The organism is Kluyvera sp., assembly GCF_965301105.1.
Map to the genome: position 1 here is coordinate 1 of NZ_CBDKZX010000147.1, position 4,643 is coordinate 4,643.

At 54.9% G+C, this 4,643-nt stretch carries 6 protein-coding genes; 4 read left to right on the top strand and 2 right to left on the bottom strand.

Annotation, left to right across the window (positions count from 1 at the left end; genetic code table 11):
• The first annotated feature begins 223 nt into the window (after positions 1-223).
• The gene (ulaG, locus tag ACW14G_RS22245; RefSeq protein ID WP_249023376.1) at positions 224-1,288 is read left to right on the top strand and encodes an L-ascorbate 6-phosphate lactonase; all 1,065 of its coding nucleotides are present in this window, start codon (positions 224-226) and stop codon (positions 1,286-1,288) included.
• 149 nt (positions 1,289-1,437) lie between these two features.
• Positions 1,438-2,193 (top strand): HTH-type transcriptional regulator UlaR, encoded by a 756-nt coding sequence (gene ulaR / locus ACW14G_RS22250; RefSeq protein ID WP_167577052.1) that lies wholly within the window; start codon positions 1,438-1,440, stop codon positions 2,191-2,193.
• On the opposite strand, the gene yjfP is transcribed toward ulaR, so the two are convergent.
• Complete coding sequence (gene yjfP / locus ACW14G_RS22255; protein ID WP_249022421.1) at positions 2,190-2,918, bottom strand: esterase; 729 nt, start codon at positions 2,916-2,918, stop codon at positions 2,190-2,192. The genes ulaR and yjfP overlap by 4 nt on opposite strands.
• A 205-nt stretch (positions 2,919-3,123) precedes the next feature.
• Here yjfP and bsmA point away from each other — a divergent pair, with 205 nt between their 5' ends.
• Entirely contained in the window at positions 3,124-3,432 is a 309-nt protein-coding gene (bsmA, locus tag ACW14G_RS22260; protein WP_249022422.1) for a biofilm peroxide resistance protein BsmA, read from the top strand.
• Between the two features lie 116 nt (positions 3,433-3,548).
• On the top strand, positions 3,549-3,836 hold the full coding sequence (gene yjfN / locus ACW14G_RS22265) for a DUF1471 family protease activator YjfN (protein WP_074398809.1): 288 nt from the start codon (positions 3,549-3,551) through the stop codon (positions 3,834-3,836).
• A gap of 57 nt (positions 3,837-3,893) precedes the next feature.
• On the opposite strand, the gene ACW14G_RS22270 is transcribed toward yjfN, so the two are convergent.
• The coding region (locus ACW14G_RS22270; RefSeq protein WP_455648821.1) for an acyl-CoA dehydrogenase family protein at positions 3,894-4,643 on the bottom strand (750 nt) is incomplete at its 5' end.

The window sequence follows — 4,643 nt, forward strand, 5'->3', positions numbered from 1 at the left end:
ACATGGAATAGTGACCTCTTAAGAAAAAATAAAAATAAACAATATAAATCAATAAATTAAAAATAAAACATAGACTAACCATTGCTGATTAATCGTTACAAAATGGACTAAAACACCGAATCAGACCAAAATCACCCCATTGCATTCGTGAAAAAATGGTGAGAATATCAATCACAACAAATCACCAAATGATTACTTGTGACGTATTTCAGAGGAAAACATGATGAGTAAAATAGAGACCATTTCGCGAGAATCCTGGATCCTGAGCACTTTCCCGGAGTGGGGGAGCTGGCTAAATGAAGAGATTGAACAAGAGCAGGTCGCGCCGGGGACCTTTGCGATGTGGTGGCTTGGCTGCACTGGAATCTGGCTGAAATCAGAAGGGGGCGCCAACGTCTGTGTCGATTTCTGGTGCGGTACCGGCAAACAGAGCCATGGCAACCCGTTGATGAAGCAGGGCCACCAGATGCAGCGCATGGCTGGGGTGAAAAAGCTGCAGCCTAACCTGCGCACCACGCCTTTCGTGCTGGATCCTTTCGCTATTCGCCAGATCGATGCCGTACTGGCAACACACGATCATAACGATCATATCGACGTCAACGTTGCCGCCGCGGTCATGCAGAACTGTGCCGATAACGTGCCGTTTATCGGCCCGCAAACCTGCGTAGACTTGTGGACAGGCTGGGGCGTGCCGAAAGAACGCTGTATCGTGGTAAAACCGGGCGACATCGTTAAAGTTAAAGACATTGAAATTCATGCGCTTGATGCCTTTGACCGTACCGCGCTGATTACGCTGCCGGCGGACCAGAAAGCGGCCGGCGTTCTGCCGGACGGTATGGACGCGCGCGCAGTGAACTATCTGTTCAAAACCCCAGGCGGAACCCTGTACCACAGCGGCGACTCCCACTATTCCAACTACTACGCGAAACACGGCAACGAGCATCATATTGACGTGGCGCTGGGCTCTTATGGAGAGAACCCGCGCGGGATTACCGACAAAATGACCAGCGCCGATATCCTGCGTATGGGGGAAGCGCTGAACGCCAAAGTTGTGATTCCGTTCCACCACGATATCTGGTCAAACTTCCAGGCCGATCCGCAGGAAATTCGTGTGCTGTGGGAGATGAAAAAAGATCGCCTGAAGTACGGATTCAAACCCTTTATCTGGCAAGTGGGCGGCAAATTTACCTGGCCGCTGGATAAAGACAACTTTGAATACCATTATCCGCGCGGTTTTGACGACTGCTTCACGATTGAACCGGATCTGCCTTTCAAATCGTTCCTGTAGTCAGGCTTCCCGGCATCGCTACGCTCGGCCGAGCACAACGATGCCGGGGAATTCCGCCACCTTTTCCCCTTCCCCCGCGTATATAGTTTTAGTAATTTGCTGATATTTCAAATATCATCTTTACTCATCATTTTTTTTCGGAATAGCTCATGACGGAAGCGCAAAGACATCAGATTCTACTGGAACTGCTGGCACAGGCGGGCTTTGTTACAGTAGAGCAGGTGATTTCCCGTCTGGGGATTTCCCCCGCGACGGCTCGCCGGGATATCAACAAACTGGATGAAAGCGGCAAGCTGAAGAAGGTGCGTAACGGCGCCGAAGCCATCAGTCAGCAGGCCCCGCGCTGGTCGCCAATGAACATTCACCAGGCGCAAAACCACGATGAAAAGGTGCGCATCGCCAAAGCCGCCGCGCAACTGGTGATGCCCGGCGAGAGCGTGGTCATCAACTGCGGTTCAACGGCCTTTCTGGTCGGCCAGGAAATTTGCGGCAAACCGGTGCAGATCATCACCAACTATCTGCCGCTGGCGAACTATCTGATCGACAAAGAGCACGACAGCGTGATCATCATGGGGGGTCAGTACAACCGCAGCCACGCGATTACGCTGAGCCCGCAGGGCAGTGAGAATAGCCTCTATGCTGGCCACTGGATGTTTACCAGCGGTAAAGGGCTAACGGCGGAGGGGTTGTACAAAACCGACATGCTTACCGCGATGGCAGAACAGAAAATGCTCAATGTCGTCGGTAAACTGGCGGTGCTGGTCGATAGCAGCAAGGTTGGCGAGCGCGCAGGCATGCTGTTCAGCCGCGCCGATGAGATAGATTTGCTCATCACCGGCAAGCAGGCCGACCCGGAGATCCTCAAAAAGCTGGAGGATCAAGGCGTGCAGGTGATCCGCGTTTAAAGATGCTGGCGGAAAAACGCCACCGTGCTGTCCAGCGCCTCTGGCGTAATACGGTGGCGAACGCCCGCCTGCCAGAGGCAGGTGAGATGCGTATCCAGCCCGGCATCCCGCAACGCCTGCTGCAGGCGGAAGGTTTCTCCGGCTGGCACCACATCATCTTCTTCACCGTGCCACAGTAACAGTGGCCTGTCGGACAGGCGCGCCAGCTGATGGCCCACGTCCCATTTTGCCAGCGGAGCCATCAGGCGTTCCCGCTGCTGTGGCTGAGGTGGAAACAGCGTAGCAGAAAGCCCGCTGAAATAGCCCGAGCCCATCAGGCTGGCGACACACTTCAGTTCGGGATGATGCGTCATCAACCCCAGCGCGGTCATGCCCCCCATCGATGCGCCAGCCACCGCCAACCGCCCTTCGCTCACCATTCCGCTTGCCAGCAGCGCGTCGCGCAGCGCCGGAAACTCGGTGAAATTCTGTAGCAAAATTTGCCAGAAATGCTGCAATCGCTCGGCACCGTCGCCGTTATAACGCTCGCCGTGTTCCGCGGCGTTGGGCATCACCACCCGAAAACCGCCCTGCGCCAGCGCTACGGCAAAATAGCTATAAACCAGGTTAGAAGAGGTAAATCCGTGATAAAACACGATAGTCGGCAGCGCCTTTTCCGCGCCTCCTTTAGGCCAGGCATGCAGAACTTGCTGCCCTGCTAATGTGCGAGTTTCCAGTTCAATCATCGGGCCTCTCCTTTAGCTATGCTGATATAGCAGACGAAATGGATTCAATAATGTAACGACAATACCCCTGATTGATAACATTGAGAACCCGGTTACGGTTTCAGGTTATTTTCATTCGAAAATAGCGCTATGGTTAACAAATCAGGAACATTAACCCAAAAGGGAAATTTTTCCCCACTACACTATGGCTATCAGGAAACGGGAAATGACGATAAAACGGTTAATCCCACTGTTGTTGGCGCTCTCGCTGAGCGGTTGTACCCTGCTGGAAGGCACGCCTGAAGCGCCGCCTCCGGCCACCGACCACCCGCAGGAGATTCGTCGCAACCAGACGGAAGGTTTGCAGCGCATGGGTACGGTTAGCGCGCTGATCTACGGCTCGCCGATGGACGCTGAAGAGGCCATCAGGGCGAAAGCCACCGCGCAGAAAGCGGATTACTACGTGATCGTGATGATAGACGATACCGTCGTGCCCGGGCAGTGGTATTCGCAGGCAATCCTTTACCGTAAGTAACCTTGAGCAGCTTTACGTAGGTTTGCACCGTTTCACGTTTCCTTGATGCACAATGACGCCTCTGTCGGAGTACGGAACATGCGTCTGCTATGGACTGCCCTGGTGGGTTAAATGAAATGGAGCTGACGATGAAACAATCACTTACCTTATCTACCCTGCTTTTGTCAGGCGGCACGCACGCTGCTGCGGCGCAATCGGCAGAGTTCGCCAGTGCTGATTGTGTCACCGGGCTCAATGAGATCGGCCTGATTTCAGTGAACAATGTTGCCGGAAGTCTGGAAGACGTCGAACAGGTTATCGCCCGTAAGGCAGATGAACAGGGTGCCTCCTGGTATCGTATTGTTCAGATGTACGAAGAGCCCCAGCAAGATAACTGGCGTGCACAGGCGATTATCTATGCCTGAGACCAGCCGCTAAAGGAAGAAGCGTTCATCTATCACGCTTCTTCCCCCCTTCATGTACTACCTTCCCCTGCCCGTCGCCCGATGTAATACTTCGCTTATCACCTGTTCAGGCAGCAGCACGCCGCCGCGCGGATCAAGCATCATACGACACCAGGCCTGAGCCACAGGTGGAGATGCATAGCGCAGCATTTGCGCGCCTACCCCCAGCAAATAGAGTTGCCCGGTAATCTCACGGCCCTGAGCTTGTGACGGCTTGCGTAGCCGCTGCTGAAGCTGACGCCAGTGGCGATCGAAATGGCGATCCAGCCCTTTCACCTCCGCACACTCAGCCGCCAGCAGCGCAAGCGCATCCGGCTGTTTCATCAACACGCGCAGCACATCGAGACACATGATATTGCCGGAGCCTTCCCAGATGCTGTTCACCGGCATCTCGCGATACAGGCGTGGTAGCTCGCTCTCTTCGCAGTAGCCTATCCCACCCAGCACCTCCATCGCCTCAGCCACGAACGGAATGCCCGCTTTGCAGATGGCGAACTTGGCGGCGGGCGTGAAGAGTCGCGCCCACAGCGCGTCGTGTGGCTGCTCCCAGGCGTTGGCCAGGCGGAACAGGAACGCCGTCTGCCCCTCGAGCTGGAGCGCCATCTTACCCAACACCTGACGCATCAGCGGCAGATCAACCAGGTTATGTCCGAACGCTTGCCTCTGGAAAGCATGATACAGCGCCACCGACAAGGCGCGGCGCATCAAACTGTGGCTGCCCAGCGCGCAGTCAAAGCGCGTCAGGCCGCCCATTTTGAGGATCTGCCG

Excerpts from the sequence above, each read along its gene's own strand:
- ulaG (WP_249023376.1), top strand. The coding sequence starts at position 224 with ATGAGTAAAATAGAGACCATTTCGCGAGAATCCTGGATCCTGAGCACT.
- ulaR (WP_167577052.1), top strand. The coding sequence starts at position 1,438 with ATGACGGAAGCGCAAAGACATCAGATTCTACTGGAACTGCTGGCACAG.
- yjfP (WP_249022421.1), bottom strand. The coding sequence starts at position 2,918 with ATGATTGAACTGGAAACTCGCACATTAGCAGGGCAGCAAGTTCTGCAT.
- bsmA (WP_249022422.1), top strand. The coding sequence starts at position 3,124 with ATGACGATAAAACGGTTAATCCCACTGTTGTTGGCGCTCTCGCTGAGC.
- yjfN (WP_074398809.1), top strand. The coding sequence starts at position 3,549 with ATGGAGCTGACGATGAAACAATCACTTACCTTATCTACCCTGCTTTTG.